Annotated in this window: 15 protein-coding genes; 5 read left to right on the top strand and 10 right to left on the bottom strand. The window is 71.8% G+C overall.

Annotation, left to right across the window (positions count from 1 at the left end):
* Positions 1-80: 80 nt before the first annotated feature.
* From G443_RS03270 to G443_RS03260, 3 genes are all read left to right on the top strand, one after another.
* The gene (locus G443_RS03270) at positions 81-311 is read left to right on the top strand and encodes a hypothetical protein (protein WP_155886064.1); all 231 of its coding nucleotides are present in this window, start codon (positions 81-83) and stop codon (positions 309-311) included.
* Positions 312-449: 138 nt separating this feature from the next.
* Entirely contained in the window at positions 450-830 is a 381-nt protein-coding gene (locus tag G443_RS03265) for an ATP-binding protein (RefSeq protein ID WP_253860110.1), read from the top strand.
* Positions 831-835: 5 nt separating this feature from the next.
* Positions 836-2,320, top strand: a complete 1,485-nt coding sequence (locus G443_RS03260; RefSeq protein ID WP_253860109.1) for a hypothetical protein — start codon at positions 836-838, stop codon at positions 2,318-2,320.
* Positions 2,321-2,396: 76 nt separating this feature from the next.
* Here G443_RS03260 and G443_RS03255 read toward each other — a convergent pair whose 3' ends face one another.
* From G443_RS03255 to G443_RS03225, 7 genes are all read right to left on the bottom strand, one after another.
* Positions 2,397-2,873, bottom strand: coding sequence for a ribose-5-phosphate isomerase (locus G443_RS03255; RefSeq protein WP_026418087.1), 477 nt, complete (start codon positions 2,871-2,873; stop codon positions 2,397-2,399).
* Complete coding sequence (locus G443_RS03250) at positions 2,870-4,618, bottom strand: dihydroxyacetone kinase family protein (RefSeq protein ID WP_026418088.1); 1,749 nt, start codon at positions 4,616-4,618, stop codon at positions 2,870-2,872. The genes G443_RS03255 and G443_RS03250 overlap by 4 nt, the downstream gene beginning before the upstream one ends.
* A gap of 19 nt (positions 4,619-4,637) precedes the next feature.
* Positions 4,638-5,909, bottom strand: coding sequence for a TRAP transporter large permease (locus G443_RS03245; RefSeq protein ID WP_051313701.1), 1,272 nt, complete (start codon positions 5,907-5,909; stop codon positions 4,638-4,640).
* Positions 5,906-6,508 (bottom strand): TRAP transporter small permease, encoded by a 603-nt coding sequence (locus G443_RS03240; RefSeq protein WP_026418090.1) that lies wholly within the window; start codon positions 6,506-6,508, stop codon positions 5,906-5,908. The genes G443_RS03245 and G443_RS03240 overlap by 4 nt, the downstream gene beginning before the upstream one ends.
* Positions 6,501-7,535 (bottom strand): TRAP transporter substrate-binding protein, encoded by a 1,035-nt coding sequence (locus G443_RS03235; RefSeq protein WP_211237478.1) that lies wholly within the window; start codon positions 7,533-7,535, stop codon positions 6,501-6,503. Before G443_RS03235 ends, G443_RS03240 begins: the two co-directional genes overlap by 8 nt.
* 134 nt (positions 7,536-7,669) lie before the next feature.
* Positions 7,670-8,437 carry an SDR family NAD(P)-dependent oxidoreductase gene (locus G443_RS03230; protein WP_026418092.1) on the bottom strand — a complete coding sequence of 256 codons (768 nt, stop codon included), beginning with the start codon at positions 8,435-8,437 and terminating at the stop codon, positions 7,670-7,672.
* Between the two features lie 57 nt (positions 8,438-8,494).
* A complete protein-coding gene (locus G443_RS03225; RefSeq protein WP_035291649.1) occupies positions 8,495-9,328 on the bottom strand; it encodes a sugar phosphate isomerase/epimerase family protein in 834 nt (277 codons plus the stop codon).
* A gap of 179 nt (positions 9,329-9,507) precedes the next feature.
* Here G443_RS03225 and G443_RS03220 point away from each other — a divergent pair, with 179 nt between their 5' ends.
* On the top strand, positions 9,508-10,176 hold the full coding sequence (locus G443_RS03220) for a GntR family transcriptional regulator (RefSeq protein WP_026418094.1): 669 nt from the start codon (positions 9,508-9,510) through the stop codon (positions 10,174-10,176).
* Between the two features lie 185 nt (positions 10,177-10,361).
* Here G443_RS03220 and G443_RS03215 read toward each other — a convergent pair whose 3' ends face one another.
* The 3 genes from G443_RS03215 to G443_RS03205 all read right to left on the bottom strand — a co-directional run bounded on the left by G443_RS03215 (position 10,362) and on the right by G443_RS03205 (position 14,310).
* Positions 10,362-12,869 (bottom strand): DEAD/DEAH box helicase, encoded by a 2,508-nt coding sequence (locus G443_RS03215; protein WP_026418095.1) that lies wholly within the window; start codon positions 12,867-12,869, stop codon positions 10,362-10,364.
* Positions 12,870-13,104: 235 nt separating this feature from the next.
* On the bottom strand, positions 13,105-13,773 hold the full coding sequence (locus G443_RS03210) for a GOLPH3/VPS74 family protein (RefSeq protein WP_051313704.1): 669 nt from the start codon (positions 13,771-13,773) through the stop codon (positions 13,105-13,107).
* 126 nt (positions 13,774-13,899) lie between these two features.
* Positions 13,900-14,310 carry a DUF2267 domain-containing protein gene (locus tag G443_RS03205; RefSeq protein ID WP_026418097.1) on the bottom strand — a complete coding sequence of 137 codons (411 nt, stop codon included), beginning with the start codon at positions 14,308-14,310 and terminating at the stop codon, positions 13,900-13,902.
* A gap of 248 nt (positions 14,311-14,558) precedes the next feature.
* Between G443_RS03205 and G443_RS03200 the strand changes: the two genes are divergently transcribed.
* The gene (locus tag G443_RS03200) at positions 14,559-16,865 is read left to right on the top strand and encodes a HelD family protein (protein WP_026418098.1); all 2,307 of its coding nucleotides are present in this window, start codon (positions 14,559-14,561) and stop codon (positions 16,863-16,865) included.
* Positions 16,866-17,077 lie beyond the last annotated feature (212 nt).

Below are 17,077 nucleotides of genomic sequence, written 5' to 3'. Positions count from 1 at the left end.
ACCAACGACCTGGTCCGGTGCCACCCACGCGGCCCTGACGGTGGGAACCGCCGGCCCGGGAGCGACACGAGGGGGTTTCCATGATTCGTCGACTGCGTACCGCGGTGGTCGCCGGCGTGCTGGCGCTGGGAGGAATGCTGGCGGTGCAGGCGCCCGCGATGGCCTCGGCCGCGCCGGCCACGGCGGGCACGAAGGTCGTCCTGGTGGACGAGGCGGAGGCGGACATGGTGGCGCAGAGCTGCCGGTACGCCGGGTACTTCATCTACTCCGACGGTCGGGTGGTGCACGTCTACGTGTGCGAGGCGGCCTGATCGCCCGGCGGGTCCGGTTCGCCCGGGCCCGCCGCTGCCTCCCTTCGTGTGATCGCGACCCGTTCCGCCCTCGGATCCGGGCCTCAGCGGCTACATCAGAGCTGAGCGGCGCACCCGCGCTCGGGAGGGAGGCGCGACGTGGACTGGGGGGACGGGGAGGGGACGCGGCCGACCGCGGGGCAGTCCCGTGCGCTCGCGGCGGTGTCCGGGGCGCTCGCGCACGCCGGGCCCGGGCACGTCGTCGCGCTCGTCGGCCCGCTGGGGGTGGGCAAGAGCACGCTGCTGGCGTTCCTCGCACGGGGCGAGCCGGTCATCGAGGCACGACGGGCCGGGGCGCGGGTCGGTGTCCGACGCGCGCTGGGCTCGGCCCGGCCCGTCGTGTACGTCGACGGTGATGAGGGACCCGGCCTCGCCCGAACCGTCCGGGAGGAACTGGACCGCGCCGGCTCCGACGCGCCACGGGTGGTGGTCACCAGCCGTCGCCCCCTGGTGCCGGCGCGGCCCCCGCCGGGCCGCTGACCTCCGTGCCGGTCCCACCCTGGAACGACGAGGAGATCCGCTCCCACGCCAGGGCTCTCGGCCTGGAAACCGGGGTGGACCTGGTGGCCGGCCTCGCCGGGGGGATCCCACTGGTGGCCGCCTGCCTGGCTCGGGCGCTGCTGTCCGGTGTCCCCGCGGAGGCACCGGGGGCGGTGGCCGACCGGGCGCTGCGGGAGCTGTCGCGGCGGCTGGCACGGGAGCGGGCGGCCTCCCGGGCTCGGGACGTCCTCGACTCGCTGGCCGTGGTGGGTCACGGGGACGAGGAACTGCTCGGCGAACTCGTCGAGGGCCCGCGGGGGCAGGGCTGGTTCTCCGCGCTGGCCGACCTGAGCCTGGTCACCACCACCACCTCGGGGCTGGCGGTGGCGGAACCGTTCCGGACGCTGTTGGACCTGAGCTACCGGTGGCGCCGCCCTGTCGCCCACCAGGTGGCCCTGACCAGGGCCGCCGCCCGCAACCGCCGGCTGTTGGACTCGGCTCGGGGCGGGGCGCGGCGTCCGCTGACCGAACACGCCCTGTTCCTCACCGGTCATCCGCTGCTGCGCGAGACCCTGTTCCCGCCGGGAGCAGAGGGGTTCGGGGTGCGGCGCGCCACACCCCGGGACCACGACCGGATCGGCGAGCTGGTGCGCCAGTGGGCCGCCCGACGCGGGGTGGCGACCGCGCGGTGCGAGCGCCTGCTCGACGGCTGGTTGACCAGTACGGCGGACGGTTTCCACCTGGTGTGCGGGCCCGACGACCGCCCCTTGGGCATGACCTACACGCCGCGGATCACCGACGAGGCGCTCGGTGTCATCGAACCCCTGACCCAGCAGCACACCACTCGGATGCTCGGCGGAGGCGTCTTCACCGGCATGGCGGTCTGCGAACACCCCGGGGCGCACGCCGCCCTGCTCCGCCACATCGTCGCCGAGGGCATCAGCGGCGGACGGCTGGTGATCTCGACCCCGTCACCGCAGTACCAGGATCTGGTCCAGGCGTTCGGGTTCGACTACTGGGGAGACACCCGCCACGACCCCTACGACTGCGGCCGCGCCTCCAAGCTCTACCACGAACGCTTCACCTGGGAGGGAATACCAGCCTGGCTCGACAAGGTGGCCGCCCTGACCTCACCCCGACAGGACGAGCCCGACCGCCGCTGGTGGACCCGGGCGGTACGCCAGGCACTGGAACACCTTCGCGACGACACCGGACTGGCGCGGAACCCCCTGCTCGCGGTGACCCTCGACCCGACTCCCCAGGGACTCCGGTCCCAGCTCGTCTCCTCGATCCGGGACCTCGCCGAGCACGAGGACCCGGTGCTCTCCCAGTGCGGCCGGATCCTGCGGGCCTATTACCTGCGGGGCCACCAGGAACACCACGCGGTGGCCCGCCAACTGCACCTGAGCCGGGCCACCTACTTCCGACGCCTGGACCGAGGGCTGGCCTGGCTCACCCAACACCTGCTCAGCCGCGACGAACCGGAGTGACCCGCCCCGACCACGCCGGACCACGAACACCGGGGCGGCCGGCCCCACCGGGCCGGCCGCCCCTTCCATGACGTGGTCAGCAGCTCCCGGTCTCCTCGTAGTCGGTGATCGCGGCGACCTTGGCCGCCGACGCGGAGGCCGGGTCGAACCGGTAGCCCAACCACTCCCTGGCCAACCGCCGGGCCAGTTCCAACCCGACGACCCGTTGACCGAAGGTCAGCACCTGGGCGTCGTTGCTCAGCACGGACCGCTCCACCGAGAAGCTGTCGTGCGCGGTGACGGCCCTGATACCGCGAACCTTGTTCGCGCTGATCGCGACACCGAGGCCGGTGCCGCACACCAGCAGCGCCCGGTCCGCCTCACCCCGGGCGACGAGTTCGGCCGCCGCCACGGCGATGTTGGGGTAGGCGGTGCCGTCCGCCTCGGTGACGCCCACGTCGCGCACGGACGCGACCCGGGGGTCGGCCGCCAGGTCCTCCTTCAGCACGTCCTTGTAGGCCAGGCCGGCGTCGTCCGCCCCGACCACGATCCTCCACGCCGGGTTCACGCTCATGCCCGTTCCCCTTCCCCCTCGGTCCGCGCCATCGACGCGACGGTTCGGACGATGAGGGCCATCGAGACGGCCCCGGCGTCCGGTGTGCCCACGCTGCGTTCGGCCAACGGCCTGGCCCGCCCGACCCGGGGGACCAGGTTCGCCGTCTCCTCGGCGGCCCGGGTGGCCGCCGCCGCGGCGGTCGTCCACGCCTCCCGCCCGGCACCGCCGCTCCGCTCCAGGGCCTCCACGGCCGGGACCAGCGCGTCGAGCATCGTCTTGTCACCGACGGCGGCCCCGCCCAGTTGCCGGACGCGTTCCAGGAACGCCCGCGCCCCGGCGACGACGGCGGCGTGGTCAACGGCGCGGTCGTCCCCCAGCTCGGCACCGAAGGCCCGGAGCCCGGCCCCCCACAGCGCCCCCGAGGTGCCCCCGGCACGGGCCGCCCAGGCGTCCCCCGCCTCGGCGAGCGTGGACGCGGCTCCGGCGCCGCGGTCCACGGCGGCGCGGGCGGCGGGCTCGGCGGCGGTGACGCCCTTGACCATGCCCCGCCCGTGGTCACCGTCCCCGGCCACGGCGTCGATGCGACCCAGTTCGTCCTCCGCCGCCTCGATCGCGGCGCGCACCGCCTCGAGCACCTCGACCACGGTGCCGGCGAACTCCCGCGACTCGGGGGTGGCTCGCACCGCCGTGCCTCGCGGCTGGTCGCCGGGACCGGTGTCGGCGTGCCGGTTGGCGGCGAACAGCTCCGCCGGGGCGCGGGGGACCTCGCCGGTCCCCTTGCGGTAGGCGGGACTGTCGGCGGGGGCCCGCCACAGGCGTTCGAGCTCCTCGTCCAACCAGACCAGCGTCAGCGAGGCACCGGCCATGTCGAGGCTGGTGACCAGTTCCCCGACCTCCGGGTCGACCAGTTCCAGGCCGGCCGCCCTGAGCCGGGCGGCGACCCGGGTCCACACGACGAAGAGTTCCTCGTACTTGGTGCGGCCCAGTCCGTTGAGGATGACGCCCACCCGGTTCCCGGCACCCGAGGGTGTCTCGGCGAGGACCCCGTCGACGAAGGTGTCCGCGAGCTCCGACGCCGTGGGGAGGTCCACCTCGGACACACCTGGTTCGCCGTGGATGCCCAGGCCGAGCCCCATCTTCCCGGCGGGGACGGTGAACAGCTGGCCATCCTGACCGGGCAGGGTGCACCCGTCGAAGGCCACGCCGAGCGTGCGGGTGGCGGCGTTGGCCGCCGCGGCGACCCGTTCCACCTCGTCGAGGGAGTACCCCGCCTCGGCGGCGGCGCCGGCGACCTTGAAGACGACGAAGTCACCGGCGATGCCGCGCCTGCGGGTCTCCTCCCCCGGCTGGGCCGAGGCGATGTCGTCGGTGACGACGACGGTGCGGGTGTCGACACCCTCCGCCCGCAACCGTTCCTGGGCGGCGCCGAAGTTCAGCACGTCGCCCGCGTAGTTGCCGTAGCTGAAGAGGACGCCCCCTCCTCGGTTGGCCGCCCGCGCGACGTCGTAGGCCTGCTGGGCGGATGGCGAGGTGAAGACGTTGCCGACCACGGCGCCGTCGGCGAAACCGGGGCCGACGACGCCGCAGAACGCCGGGTAGTGCCCGGAGCCACCGCCGACGACGACCGCCACCTTCCCCTCCGGGGTGTCCGAGGCGCGGACCACTCCGCCCTCCACCGGGCGGACCCGGTCGGAGTGGAGGTCGCAGAACCCGGCGAGCGCGTCCTCCGCGAAGCTCGCTGGGTCGTTGAACAGGCGTGTCACGAAAATCCTTCCTCTCCGGTCACGGGGTGATGATGAGTGCGGGCACGTAGGTGACCAGCGCGAGGACGGCGAGCGCCGCCAGGTAGAAGGGGACCAGCGCCACGACCGTGCGTTCGATCTTGATCCCCGCGATCGAGGTGGAGATGTAGAGCGTGGTACCCACCGGCGGGGTGAACAGGCCGATCGCCAGGTTCAGGACCACGATGATGCCGAGGTGGACCGGGTCGAGCCCGATACCGGCTGCCAGCGGGAGCAGCACCGGCGTCAGCAGCAGGATGGCCGGCGACATGTCCAGGAAGGCCCCGACGACCAGCATGATCACGTTCATGATCAGCAGGATGAGGACCGCGCTGCTGACGTTGTCCAGGAAGAAGGTCGCCAGCTTCGGCGGTACCTCCTCGACGGTGAGCAGCCAGCTCAGCGACGAGGAGACCATGATCAGCAGCATCACCACGCCGGTGGCGGCGGCGGTGTTCACCAACGACTTGGTCAGCATCCGCAGGGTGAGGTCCCGGTAGATCACCAGCCGGACGAGGACCGCGTACAGCGCGGCCAGGACCGCGACCTCGGTGACCGTGGCGATGCCACCGAAGAGGACCACGCGGATCAGGATGATCGGCAGCAGGATGGCCGGGGTGATGACCACGATGTCCTTCAGGACACCGCTCCAGCTCAGCTTCACCTTCTTGCGCGGGTAGTCCTTGCGCCAGGCCACCCACCAGCAGACGACCACGTAGGCCAACGCCAGCAGGATGCCCGGCACGATGCCGGCGATGAACAGCGCGGCCACCGAGGCACCGGAGACCGAGGCGTACAGGATCAGCGGGATGGACGGGGGCAGGATGACCCCGATGATGGACGTGGAGGAGTTCACGGCCGCCGCGAACGGCGCCGGGTAACCCTCCCGCTTCGTCCAGGGGATGAGGACGTTGCCGAGCCCGGACGCGTCGGCGACGGCCGAACCGGACACACCCGAGAACGCCAGGCTGGTGGCGATCGAGGCGTGGCCGAGGCCGCCCCGGAACCGCCCGATGACCCTGGTGGCGAGCCCGATCGCCCGTTGCCCGAGCTTCCCGCCCGCCAGCAGGTCGCCGGTGAGGATGAAGAACGGGATCGCCAGCAGCATGAAGTCGGTGCTGGGCGAGAACGCGGTCTGGGCGACGATCTGGAGGGGGAAGTCGCCGATCAGCAACAGCCCCACGACGGTCGCGGTGAGGATCGAGAACGCCACGGGGACGCTCACGGCGAGCAGGACGAAGAAGACCAGGAAGGCGATGCCCACCTCGATCATGCGGCACCTCCGGCGGTGGTGACCTGGGCGTGCACCGGACCGATCCGGATGCTGGAGACCAGCCGGCACCCGCACTGCACGGTGAGCGCGACGACGGCCAGCGCGAAGCCGGCGAAACTACCGACCACCGGCCACCCCAGGATCGGCGTGACCTGGGCGGTGAGCGGGGCGAGCAGCCGCAGGCTGACGAAGGTCAGGATGATCAGCACCACCGTGGACAACCCCCAGGCGGCGATGTCGACCACCCGGGCACGGGCCGGCGCCATGCGAGCCACGAAGAAGTCCACGGCCAGGTGACCGCCCCGGCCCATGGCGGCGATGACGCCGCCCGAGATCAACCACGGGAACAGGTAGGTCGGGAGTTCCGTCGCGTAGTCGGCGCTGCTGTTCATGAAGTACCGCAGCGCCACCCCGACGACGAGCACGAGACCGATCACGCTGATCGAGGCCACGGCGATGGCGGAACCGACCATGGTCAGGGCCCGGTTGACCCGCTCCTCGACGCTGCCCTCCGCGAACAGCCCGGGTGGCGTCGCCGTGTCGCCGTCCGGGGTGGGGGAGGTCGCCTCCCGGCCCTCGCCGGCTGGTTGTTCAGTCATGGGACACCTCGCTGGGACGGGTGTCCTCCACGGCCTGGACCAGCCGTTCGAACACCTCGGGGTACCGCTCCTCCCAGCGCTCGTACACGCTGTCCGTCGCGGCGCGGAACTCGTCGCGGTCGATCTCGGTGACCCGCATGGCGTCCTGGAACTCGGCGAGGATGCGGTCGGTCTGCTCGGCCATCAGCTGGCGCTGGTGGTCCCGAGCCTCGATCGCCGCGTCCTGGAGCAGCCGCTGGTCCTCCTCGGACAGCGACGTCCAGGTCTGCGTGCTCACCACGAAGGGCGTGACCTCGTACTTGTGCCCGCTGAGGGTCAGGTGGGTCTGCACCTCGTGCAGGTTCGAGGCCTCGATGTTGACCAGCGGGTTCTCCTGGCCGTCCACGGCGCCCTGCCGCAAGCCCAGGTAGAGCTCCCCGAAGGCCATCGGCGTCGGGTTGGCCCCGAGGGTGCCGAAGATGTCGATGGTCATGCCGTCGTCCGGGGTGCGGATCTTCAGCCCGGCCAGGTCCGAGGAGTCCTCGACGGCGCGCCGGCTGTTGGTGACGTGGCGGATCCCGTTGTCCCACCAGGCCAGGACCTTGTAGCCCTTCTCCTCGGCCATCTCGGCGAACTCGTCGCCGACCGGGCCGTCGAGCACCTCGTAGGCGTGCTCGGGGGTGTCGAAGAGGAAGGGCAGGCCCACGAGGGTGAGCTCGGGGACGCTGGTGGCCAGCGGGCCCTGGGAGTTGACGGTCATGTCCAGGGTGCCCGAGGCGATGGACACCATCATCTCCGAGTCGGAGCCGAGCTGTTCGGAGCCGAAGACCTGGACGCGGAGCCGTTCCGAGGACTTCTCGCCCACGATCTGGCTGAACCGTTCGGCCGCTTCGGCGCGTGGGTTGCCTGGCGCCGCGCCGTGCCCGAGCAGCAGGCGCCGGGAGTCGTCGCCGACCCCACAGCCGCTCGCCAGGAGCGCCGCCGCGAGCGGGAACGCCCACAGCGCCCGCCGCCAGCGCTTCGCGCTCGGTTTCTGGGTGGCTCGCACCGTGCCACACACCTCCTTGTGTGTCGCTGAGTCAGATGTCGCTGAGGTCAGCTGGATGGAAGTCAGCCGCGACGTCGGCGGCGGGGTCGGTCGGGCGCGGGGCCCGACGGCGGACCGGGGAGGACCGGCGTGGGTCAGTTGATGTGCGAGCCACCGTTGATGTCGAAGGTGCCGCCGGTGATGTAGCCGACGTTCTCGCCCGCGAGGAACGCGATGGTGGCGGCGACGTCCTCGGTGCGGCCGTTGCGGCCCACGGGGATGTCGGCGACGATCCGCGCCTTGCGCTCCGGCGTCATCGCCCCGGCCGTGATGTCGGTGTCGATCAGGCCCGGGGTGACGGCGTTGACGACGACGCCGTGCTGCCCGACCTCCCGGGCGAGGGCCTTGGTCAGACCGAGCACGGCGGCCTTGGCCGCCGAGTAGTGCGAGCCACCGAACACGCCGCCGCCGCGTTGCGCCGAGACCGAGGACAGGTTGACGATCCGGCCGTAGCCCCGCTCGATCATCCCGGGCAGCACCCGCTGGGTGACCAGGTAGGTCCCCGTCACGTTCACCTTGAACACCAGGTCCCACTCGGCGTCGTCGATGTCGAGGAACCGGGTCGGCCGGGTGATGCCGGCGTTGTTCACCAGCGCGGCGACCGGCGGCAGGTCCGAGTCCTCCACTTCGGTGATGGCACGGTCGACAGCGCCCCGGTCGGTGACGTCGGCGGCGACGCCGACGGCGGGCACCCCGTACTCCTCGCTGATCAGCGTCGCGGTGCGGGCGGCGGCGGCCCCGTCGATGTCCAGCACGGCGACGGCGAAGCCGGCGGCCGCCAGGTGCCGGGCGGTCTCCCGGCCGATTCCGCGCTCGGAACCGGCGCCGGTGATGATCGCGGTGCGGGTGCTGTTCTGGCTCACGGTGTTTCTCCTACGGGTGTTCACTCGTTGTCGCGTGCGGTGCCCGGGGGCCCGAGGTCAGGTGAGGAGGCCGGCGATGGTGTCCCGGGCCTGGGCGGCCACCGGGACCCGGTCGGCCTCGTCGACGTCGTGGGTCTCGAGTTCGAGGACGTACCGCCCCTGGTAGCCCCGGCCCTCCAGCGTCTCGACGAGTCGCGCGAAGTCGGCGCGCCCTCGCCCGATGCTCAGGTTGATGTCGCCGGGGCCGCTGGCGGTCTCGGGAACGGCGTCGCGCAGGTGGACGTGCTCGGTCCGGTCCGCCACCTGGTCGGCGAAGGCGATCTCGTCGGTACCGCTGGCCACGACGTGGCTGACGTCGTAGACGAAGCCGGCGACCTCGGTGGGTACCAGCTCGAGCAGGGCCAGCGCGCGGTCCTCGGAGTGGCAGAACCGGAAGTGGTGCAGGCCCTCGGTGACGAGGCGGACCCCGGAGGTCGAGGAGAGGTCGGCGAGGACCGCGAGGTTGTCGGCGATCCGGCGGAGGTCCTCGGTCTCGGTGGTGAAGGGGGATCGGGACTGGGCGCCGCAGGGGACGATGAGCAGGCTGCCCAGTCGGGAGGCGAGCTCGACCAGCGGCGTCGCCCGCCGGACCAGCGTGTCGTGGTCCAGGGCGGGGTCGTTGAGCGGACCGGGGTCGACGTTCAGGCCCCAGGTGGCCAGGCCGCTCGCGAGCACGGCGTCGGCGATGCCCGGCCCCTCGTCGACCAGCGGGGTCGGCACGTGGTCGCACACGCCGGGCAGGCCGCCCAGGTCGATGCCCTCGATGCCGAGCGAGTCGATGAGCGCGAGGGCCTCCGGCAGCACGCGGCGACGGAACGAGATCGTCGAGCAGCCCAGCCTCGGGGACGTCACTGACGCACCGTGTTTGCTGCCCGGCTCCTCCATTGGAACCATTGAGTTACCTCCACCCGGACGTGTGGCGCACAGTAAACGTCCTCGTTCTGTCGACCGTCAACAGTCAACCGAAATTCGATGCCAACATGTCCGCTAAGGTTGAGATCGCTCATCGGCGCGAGGGGGTAGAAGCACACGTGTCACTGGACGTTCCAGCTCTGACCGGGGTCGAGCGACAGACGCTGCGCGAACAGAGCCTGCGACGACTTCGGGAGGCGATCCGCAGCGGCCAGCTGGCCCCGGGCACCCGCCTGATCGAGACGGAGCTCAGCAAGGCGCTGTCGGTGTCCAGGGGGACGTTGCGCGAGGCCCTGCGGCACCTGGAGCAGGAGGGGCTGGTGGCCGCCGACGAACGGGGCCGTTTGCTCGTCCGTGCCCTCACCCGGTCCGAGGTGATGGACATCTTCGCGGTCCGGGGGGCGCTGGAGGCCCTGGCGGTCGAGACGCTGTGCTCCGCCCCCGACAGGACCGAGATCGTCCGCGAACTGCGCGCCGCTCTCGCCGACCTCCGCGATGCCGGTGACGACCTGGACGACCTCGCCGAGGCGGACCTCGCCCTGCACACCCGGATGTGCGAGCTCACCGGGAACTCCACGCTCGCTCAGTCCTGGTCGCACATCTCCGGCCTCACCAGGGCCACGATCACCAGGGCTGGGCCCGAGCTGGCGTTGCGCAACATGGACTGGAACCGGCACCAGCCGATCGTCGACGCCATCGAGGCGGGCGACGCCGCCCGGGGGCGGGAGGTCGTGCGCGAACACATGATGGACGCCGCCCAGCGCATCGTCGCCCTGCTCGACGTCTGATCTGACCTGCCCCGCGCCGCCCGTCGACGGGCGGGCGGACGGCCCGGCCCGGACCCCTCGTCCGGCGGGACACCCTGGTGACCTGGCCACACGACCGCCGCACTCGGGCTGGGGCCCGAGGGAGACCGGGGCCGGAGCGGCCCGGTCGTGCGGCGCCGCCCACCGGAGGCGGCGCCGTCACCAGGTCAGAGCTGGTCGACCGAGGTCACCGTGAGGACCGCCGTTCCCTCCTCGTCGGAGGCCGCCAGGTCCACCTCGGCGCTGATCCCCCAGTCGTGGTCGCCGGCGGGGTCGTCGAAGATCTGCCGGACCAGCCACCGACCGGGTTCCTCGGTGATGACCAGCAGAGCCGGCCCCCGGGCGTCGGGACCGGTGCCGATCTCGTCGTGTTCCTCGAAGTAGGGCTCGAGGGCGTCCCGCCAGGCCTCGGCGGTCCACCCCGCGCCGCCGTCGAGCTCGCCCAGCTCGTGGTACCGGCGGCGGGCGGCGAGTTCCACCCGGCGGAAGAGCGCGTTGCGCACCAGCACGCGGAACGCCCTCCGGTTCGCCGTGACCGGCGGCGCCGTGTGCTCGACGACCGGGGCGGCGGCCTCGCCCACCTCGACCGGGTTGACCAGCCGTTCCCACTCGTCGAGCAGGCTGGAGTCGACCTGGCGGACCAGTTCCCCCAGCCACTCCACGAAGTCGTTGAGCTCCTCGGTCTTGGCGTCCTCCGGCACGGTCTGCCGCAGGGCCTTGTAGACGTCGGCGAGATACCGCAGGACCAGTCCCTCCGAGCGCGCGAGCCCGTAGAAGGCGACGTAGTCGGCGAAGTCCATGCCGCGCTCGTACATGTCCCTGGCCACCGACTTCGGGGACAGTTCGTGGTCGGCGACCCACGGGTGCCCGCGACGGTAGGTGGTGAAGGCGGCGTCGAGGAGCTCGGCGAGCGGCTTGGGGTGGGTGACCTCCTCCAGCAGCTCCATCCGCTGCTCGTACTCGACCCCCTCGGCCTTGAGTTCCGCGACCACCTCTCCCCTGGCCTTGAACTGCTGGGCCGAGAGCACCTGCCGGGGGTCGTCGAGCGTGGCCTCGATGACCGAGACCACGTCCACCGCGTAGCCGGGGGCCTCGCGGTCGAGGAGCTCGATGGCGGCCAGCGCGAAGGGCGACAGCGGCTGGTTGAGGGCGAAGTCGAACCGGAGGTCCACGGTCAACCGGACCCGCCGGCCGTGCTCGTCCGGCTCGTCGAGCCGTTCGACGACACCGGCCGCGAGCAGGGCGCGGTAGATCGCGATGGCCCGCCGGATGTGGCGGAGCTGCCGACGGCGGTCCTCGTGGTTGTCCTCCAGCAGCTTGCGCATCGCGGCGAAGGCGTCACCGGGGCGGTCGATGACGTTGAGCAGCATCGAGTGGCTGACCTGGAAGCTGGAGTGCAACGGCTCGGGCTGCGCCTCGGTCAACTTCTTGAAGGTCGCGTCGCTCCAGGTGACGAACCCCTCCGGCGGCTTCTTCCGCACGACCTTGCGCCGCTTCTTGGGATCGTCGCCCGCCTTGGCCAGCGCCTTCTCGTTCTCGACGACGTGGTCGGGCGCCTGGACGACCACGGTGCCGATCGTGTCGTAACCCGCTCGCCCCGCCCGTCCCGCGATCTGGTGGAACTCGCGGGCGCGAAGGATCCTGGTCCGCACGCCGTCGTACTTGCTCAGAGCGGTGAACACGACGGTGCGGATGGGCACGTTGATGCCGACGCCGAGCGTGTCCGTGCCGCAGATGACCTTGAGCAGGCCGGCCTGGGCCAGCTGTTCCACCAGCCGCCGGTACTTGGGCAGCATGCCCGCGTGGTGCACGCCGATCCCGTGCCGCACCAGGCGCGACAGGATCTTGCCGAAGCCGGGGGCGAACCGGAACCCTCCGAGCATCTCGGCGATCGCGGCCTTCTCCGCCTTGGTGCACACGTTGATGCTCATCAGCGACTGCGCCCGTTCCAGCGCCGCCGCCTGCGCGAAGTGCACCACGTAGACGGGGGCGTCGTTGGTGGACAGCAGCTCGCTGATCGTCTCGTGCAGGGGGGTCGTCACGTAGCGGAAGAACAGCGGCACCGGACGCTCCGCCGAGGCGACCACGGCCGTCGGCCGGCCGGTGCGCCTGGTCAGGTCCGCCTCGAACCTGCTCACGTCGCCGAGGGTGGCCGACATCAGCAGGAACTGGGCCTGGGGCAGCTCGAGGATGGGCACCTGCCAGGCCCACCCGCGGTCCGGCTCGGAGTAGAAGTGGAACTCGTCCATCACGACCTGGCCGACGTCGGCGCGGTCCCCGTCCCGCAGGGCGATGTTGGCGAGGATCTCCGCCGTGCAGCAGATGATCGGCGCGTCGGCGTTCACGCTGCTGTCGCCGGTCATCATGCCGACGTTCTCCGGCCCGAAGATCGCGCACAGGTCGAAGAACTTCTCCGAGACGAGAGCCTTGATCGGGGCGGTGTAGAAGCTGCGGACGCCCCCGGCCAACGCGGTGAAGTGGGCGCCGACCGCGACGAGGCTCTTGCCTGACCCGGTCGGGGTGTTCAGGATGACGTTCGCCCCGGAGACGACCTCGATGAGCGCTTCCTCCTGGGCCGGGTAGAGCTCGGTCCCCCGCTCGGAGGCCCAGGTCGCGAAGGACTCGAAGAGCGTGTCGGGGTCGGGGTCGTTCGGCAGCAGGTCGTTGAGTCTCATGGTGATGTGGATCGTGCCTCGTCTCGGAGGGCGGGGAGAACCGGGGTGCTGGCCGGTTCCTCCCGCGGCGGCCGCCGCCCCTGGTGCGGGCCGACGGGGTGGGTTGTGGGGGTGCGGGATGGTTCTCGGGGTTGGGAGGTGATGGTGACGTGGATTTGGTTTCACTTGACACTGAAGCAACCGTGCGCACTGAAGGAGGCGGCGCACTCCAGGGCGCGCCCCCGGTCGGCCCGACTCAGCTCGCGTGCACGGCCACCGCGGCACCGGTCGCGACGGCCACCTGGATGTCCGCGAGCACCGTGCGCAGCGCCGGCGCGGCCTCGCCACTGCGTTCGGTGAGGGCCGCCAGGCGTTGCTTGTGCTGGCGCTTGTCCCGGCGCGGCACCACCGACGTCACGGAGCCCGCCGACAGCAGCGAGACCATCGCCGCGTCGAGGGCGTCCACCCGCTCCACGGGTTCGGTCCCCGTCAGCACCTCGACGACTCGACGGCGCAGCGAGGTCACCGTGTCCCCGTCCTCCACGACGACCCGTTCGACGGGGAGGACACCCAGCGCGAACTCGCGCCGACGCCGCAGGTAGCCGCGCTCCTCGAGCCCTCCCACGACCTCGTCCACCGCCGGGCGGGGCCGCCGACGCACCCACGCCTTCCAGGCACGCGGGCGCTCCTGGGCGATCTCCCGCAGGACGCCGTCCAGGAACGGGTCACCGGTGGCCTGGGCCCGCAGGCACGAGGCGCGTCCCCGGGAGTCCACGAGCCGCCCGGCCAGCAGGAGCTCGGTGAGCGCCCCGGCGCGCAGCAGGTAGCCGACCACCTGCCTGCTGTCCAACCGGTTCGACCGGATGTCGCAGCATGCCAGCAACAGGCGCCCGGGGAGTGTCTCCGGCAGTCGCGGTCTGGGCACTCTCGTCTCCCGTCCTCGTGCTCCGCGCCGGAGGTGTCGACGGCGCACCCTCGTTCGATGGCGCACCATTCAACCAGCATCCACGCGGGAACGGGACCGCTCACCCGCCGCGAGGCGGCTCATCGCTCAGGTCATCCGACCGCTGCTCCCCGAGTCGATGAGGCCACGCATCTCCTCGGGCAGGGAGTCGCGGACGCGGTGCAGCGTCTCCCCCTGCGTGGCCTCGCCGAGGACCTCCAGCACCACCCGGGCGTCGTAGACCGCCTTGGGCGGGTCCACCCCGGCGCGGCGGGCCACCCGGTGGGTGAACTCGTCCAGGTCGAACCGCTCGCCCGACCCGGCACCCCCCATGGTGATCGTGCGGCGGAGGCTCACCGCGATCTCCCGGGGTAGTTGGGCCGCCAGGTGTTCGGCCTGCGGTTCGGGTATCCGTTCGCCCAGGGTCTCCAGGGTCGCCCGGGTGACACCTTCGGCCTGCCCCCGACTGGACAGGCGCGCCCGGTGTTGCACGGCGCCGATGAACTCGTCGTGTCGCATCCGCCCCACCTCCTGCCTGGTGTCGCCGTCCGAACAGTCGGGGGTTACCCGGCTCGTCAGGGCATTACCCGCACGACGCCGTGGACGTTCCGACGGGCACGCGAGGAGGGAGGTTGAGTCATTCGGAACACGCGGATGACAGCGAGGTTCGAAGCGTGGACGCCCTCTGCTAAGATTCAACACCCTGCACAGCAGGAAGTGGAGCGTTGAGGGCAACGCCCTGACAAACTAGCAAGGGACGGAGACCGTTGTCAAGCACCTCGCGTCACGCGGACACCGACGGCAGGGAAGCCGAGCTCCGCGCGGAACAGGACTACGTGTCCATGCTCTACGGGCGACTCGACGCGCTCCGCTACGAGGCCTCCGACAAACATGCCACGGTCCTGCGGGAGAACGACCCGGAGAACCCGCAGGAACGCTGGGAACGCGACGTGTCGGCGGGGATGTACGCGGAGCGGCTGTCCCGGTTCCGGGAGGTCGAGGACGGGTTGTGCTTCGGACGGCTCGACCTGGACACCGGTGAGCGCAACTACATCGGTCGGTTGGGCCTGTTCGACGAGGGCAACGAGTACGCCCCGCTCCTGATGGACTGGCGCGCCCCCGCCGCTCGCCCCTTCTACACCGCCACCGCCGCCTCCCCCGAGGGTGTGCTGAAGCGCCGGCACATCCGCACCGTCGCGCGGACGGTGAAGGCGGTCGACGACGAGGTCCTGGACGTCACCGCCGCACGAGGCGACCGGCCCTCCTCCTCGCTCACCGCCGAGGCGACGCTCTTCGCCGCGCTCGACGAGAGCCGGACGGGGCGGATGAAGGACATCGTCGCGACCATCCAGCAGGAGCAGGACCGCATCATCCGTTCCTCGCGCAACGGGGTGTTGGTCGTGCAGGGCGGTCCGGGAACCGGCAAGACCGCCGTCGCCCTGCACCGCACCGCCTACCTGCTCTACACCTACCGCGACCAGCTCGCCAAGCGCGGCACCCTCGTCGTCGGCCCCAACCCCACCTTCCTGCGCTACATCGAGCAGGTGCTGCCCTCGCTCGGTGAGACCGGCGTGCTGCTGGCCACGGTGGCCGAGCTGTACCCCGGCATCAGCGCGACCCGACGCGAGTCCCCCGAGGCCGCGGAGATCAAAGGCCGAGGGGAGATGGCCAAGGTCGTCGCCAAGGCGATCAAGGACCGCCAGCTCGTACCCCGGCAGCCCGTCGAGCTGACCGTGGAGATGGAGCCCGTGGTCCTGGACAAGACCATCGTCACGCAGGCCAGGACCCGCGCCCGCCGCTCCCGCCGGCCGCACAACGAGGCGAAGGAGATCTTCGTCCGCGAGGTCATCGCCGCGCTCGCCAGGCAGATGGCCGACCGGCTGGGCAGCCACCTGCTCGAACGGGGCGACCTCACCGACATCAGGGCCGAGTTGGAGGAGGACACCGAGCTGAGGAGGACGCTGGACGAGCTCTGGCCCACCCTCACCCCGCAGCGGCTCCTCTCCGACCTGTTCTCCTCACCCGACCGGTTGCGGCGTGCCACGCCGAAGCTGAGCGACGAGGAACGGGCCATGCTGCTGCGGCCCAAGGCCGGGGGCTGGACGCCGGCGGACGTCCCGCTGCTCGACGAGGCGGCCGAACTCCTCGGCAAGGACGACAGGGCCGCCAGGAAACGGGAGGCGCGCCAGCGGCGGCGGGAACTCGCCTACGCCCAGGGCGTCCTGGAGATCCTGGAGCTTGAGGAGGAGCTGGACCCCGAGCTGCTGCGCGCCACCGACATCGTCGACGCGCGTCTGCTGGCCGACCGCCACGAGGAACGGCGGTTCGAGACCACCGCGGAACGCGCCGCCGCCGACCGGACCTGGACCTACGGCCACGTCGTGGTCGACGAGGCCCAGGAGCTCTCCGACATGGCGTGGCGGATGCTGATGCGCCGCTGCCCGAGCAAGTCCATGACACTGGTCGGGGACGTCGCCCAGACCGGCGACGCGGCCGGTACGAGCTCGTGGGGAGCCGTCCTGGACCCCTACGTCAACGACCGGTGGCGGCTGGAACAGCTCACCGTGAACTACCGGACTCCGGTCGAGATCATGGCCGTCGCGGCGGAGGTCCTCACCGCGATCGACCCGGCGTTGGAGGCACCCAGTTCGGTACGGGAGACCGGTTCCCACCCGTGGAGCACCCGGGTACCCGGCGCCGAGCTGGCCGAGCGGGTGGCGGCGCTGACCGCGGCCCAGGTGGAGGAGGTCGGCGACGGCCTGGTCGCCGTCCTGACCCCGCCCGCGCTCCTGGCGGAGGTGGGCAGCGCCGTCCACGCGGTGGTACCGGACGCGGCGACCGGCGAGGGCGGCCCGGAGGCGCTGACCAGCAGGGTGACGGTCCTGACGGTGGGTGAGGCGAAGGGCCTGGAGTTCGACGCCGTGCTGGTCGTGGAGCCCGCCGAGATCCTCGCGGGTTCGGCCCGGGGCCTGAACGACCTCTACGTCGCGCTCACCAGGGCCACCCAACAGCTAGGGGTGGTGCACAGCACTGATCTCCCACCCAGCCTGACCGGGCTGCGCCCCCGGGGCTGAGGCCGATCCCCGACACCGGGGTCGGGGGTTGGTCGGGGTGGCGGGAGGGTCGTCGCCGGGACGGATGGGTTCGGTTCGCACTGAAGTGACGCACGTGGATGAACTGAGCTGGGGAACGTGCCCCACGGATCCTGGGGCGGGCGGCACCACCCGAGGGCACGGGGTGGCCGGGGCTCGAGCAACGCCGTCCGCCCCGGGGCCCTGACCGGTCG

It is taken from the genome of Actinoalloteichus caeruleus DSM 43889 (assembly GCF_000429185.2).
GTDB classification, from domain to species: domain Bacteria; phylum Actinomycetota; class Actinomycetes; order Mycobacteriales; family Pseudonocardiaceae; genus Actinoalloteichus_B; species Actinoalloteichus_B caeruleus.
Note: the sequence above shows the minus strand (reverse complement) of the source record. Positions and strands in the feature narration are given on the sequence as shown.

Bases quoted from the DNA above. Each gene is read 5' to 3' on its own strand.
- G443_RS03270 (WP_155886064.1), top strand. From the start codon at position 81: ATGATTCGTCGACTGCGTACCGCGGTGGTCGCCGGCGTGCTGGCGCTG.
- G443_RS03255 (WP_026418087.1), bottom strand. From the start codon at position 2,873: ATGAGCGTGAACCCGGCGTGGAGGATCGTGGTCGGGGCGGACGACGCC.
- G443_RS03245 (WP_051313701.1), bottom strand. From the start codon at position 5,909: ATGATCGAGGTGGGCATCGCCTTCCTGGTCTTCTTCGTCCTGCTCGCC.
- G443_RS03240 (WP_026418090.1), bottom strand. From the start codon at position 6,508: ATGACTGAACAACCAGCCGGCGAGGGCCGGGAGGCGACCTCCCCCACC.
- G443_RS03215 (WP_026418095.1), bottom strand. From the start codon at position 12,869: ATGAGACTCAACGACCTGCTGCCGAACGACCCCGACCCCGACACGCTC.
- G443_RS03205 (WP_026418097.1), bottom strand. From the start codon at position 14,310: ATGCGACACGACGAGTTCATCGGCGCCGTGCAACACCGGGCGCGCCTG.